Source organism: Bullifex porci (assembly GCF_009695635.1).
GTDB classification, from domain to species: Bacteria; Spirochaetota; Spirochaetia; order Sphaerochaetales; family Sphaerochaetaceae; genus Bullifex; species Bullifex porci.
This window is the reverse complement of record NZ_VUNN01000055.1, coordinates 1-1,516: the sequence shown is the minus strand read 5'-3', so window position 1 is coordinate 1,516 and position 1,516 is coordinate 1. Positions and strand designations below refer to the sequence as shown.

2 protein-coding genes are annotated in these 1,516 nt (G+C 61.1%); both read right to left on the bottom strand.

Annotated elements, in window-relative coordinates; all coding sequences use genetic code 11:
- The coding region (gene mbeA / locus FYJ80_RS12345) for a plasmid mobilization relaxase MbeA (protein ID WP_154427050.1) at positions 1–972 on the bottom strand (972 nt) is incomplete at its 3' end.
- Positions 962–1,282, bottom strand: coding sequence for a MobC family plasmid mobilization relaxosome protein (locus tag FYJ80_RS11560; RefSeq protein ID WP_055318048.1), 321 nt, complete (start codon positions 1,280–1,282; stop codon positions 962–964). The genes FYJ80_RS11560 and mbeA, both read right to left, overlap by 11 nt.
- Between the last annotated feature and the right edge of the window lie 234 nt (positions 1,283–1,516).

Here is a 1,516-nt window from a genome sequence, read left to right as displayed (position 1 = left end):
ATGCTCCCGCTCGTGGCGATCAGCAGTACCGAGACCAGGGTGATGGTCAGCCACGTCCGGCCGACCATACGCAGCACGCTCAGGCGGTTCGACTGCATCGCCGCGGTCATACCCTGCTCGTGGGCGCTGATGGCGTCGCTGATTCTCTTCGCGCTTGCGCTCAGTTCCGCTTTTACAGATTTCTCGTGCTCGCTGAATGCGGCTTTCAGCATCTCGCCGGTACTCTGCTGCTGCGCTTTCGATTGCTGCTCCAAGTCCTTCGCCAGCGCTAAAAGACTGCTCATAAATGGCTCCCTTCAGTCGGATGTTTCGCCCCCCGTCCGGGTCGGCAATGCTGATACTGTTTTTTGTAGTGCGGACCACCTCAAAACCTGCCGCTGTGAGCGCACCTGTGACGTCCTCGCGAGTTTTGAGCTCCCCGGATGAGGCTAAGGCCAGCAACCCACGTGTAATCGCCTGAGCGGCTTCCAGCTTCGTTTCCGGCAGTGCGGACGGCGTAACCAGTAACCGCCGGTTCTCCGGGGCGTTTGGATCATGCAGCCCCAGTCTGCCGTTCACCACGGTCTGCCAGGCATCGATGCGCGGCCGGTCGGCGCGATCGTAGTACGGCTGCAGGCGTTTCCCGGTCAGCAGTTCAGTGTTGGGGATCAGGAAATTCAGCTCCAGCCTCCCCTTGTCGGTATGCTCCACCCACAGAATGCTGTACTGGTCTTTATCGAGCCCGGGCATCAGAACCCGCTCAAAGCTGGCCATGATCTGCTCCCGCTGCCCGGGCGGCAGTTCAGCCTCCGCGAACGACAGCACGCCGGAGGTGTACTTTTTCGCATACGGCGAGGCATCGATAAGCTCCCGGACTTCCTCCGGTTTTCCCTGCAGCACGGTCGCCCCCTCGCGCTGCCGGTCTTTTCCCAGCAGGTAATCCACCGGACCGGCACCACCACCGCGCCCCCGGGGGTGAAATTTAACGATCATCATCCCCCCCTTTTTCCAGCACCGCATGCCGCAGCCGCTCCAGTCCCGCGTCTATTGCCATCAGGGCGGCCACAATCTGCACCCGATCATGACCGGCACCAACGGCATTCACTTTCCGGGCGATCTGGTTCAGGTTGTTACCCATACCGGCAAGCTGGCGCAGCAGCGCCGGCGATATTGACGGCAGTCTGCAGGCACGCGCCGGCTTCTCATCGAGGCAGGACTGACGCATCCACGCCGCCAGCTGCCTGCCGTCGCACCGCTCGAGCAGCCGCCGGTGTTCGTCTTCCGTCACCCACATCGTGAGCATCTTGTTGCGTTTGTCTGCCAGAGTAGCCTCCTGAGAACACCGGGACGGGCGGGAAATGTTTCCCGGTCGGCACGGTGTTGGACAAGCCGCAGGCGCGTCAGTGGCTTTTAGCGGGTTTCGGGGCGCAGCCCTGAACCAGTCACGTAGCGCTAGCGGAGTGTATACTGGCTAAATATGTTACGGCGGAGTGGTAATGTATGAAAGTGCTTCATGTGGGAAGGGGAAAATGTGGCT

What these genes read in the sequence shown, in the direction of transcription:
- FYJ80_RS11560 (WP_055318048.1), bottom strand. Translation starts at nt 1,282, where the DNA reads ATGCTCACGATGTGGGTGACGGAAGACGAACACCGGCGGCTGCTCGAG.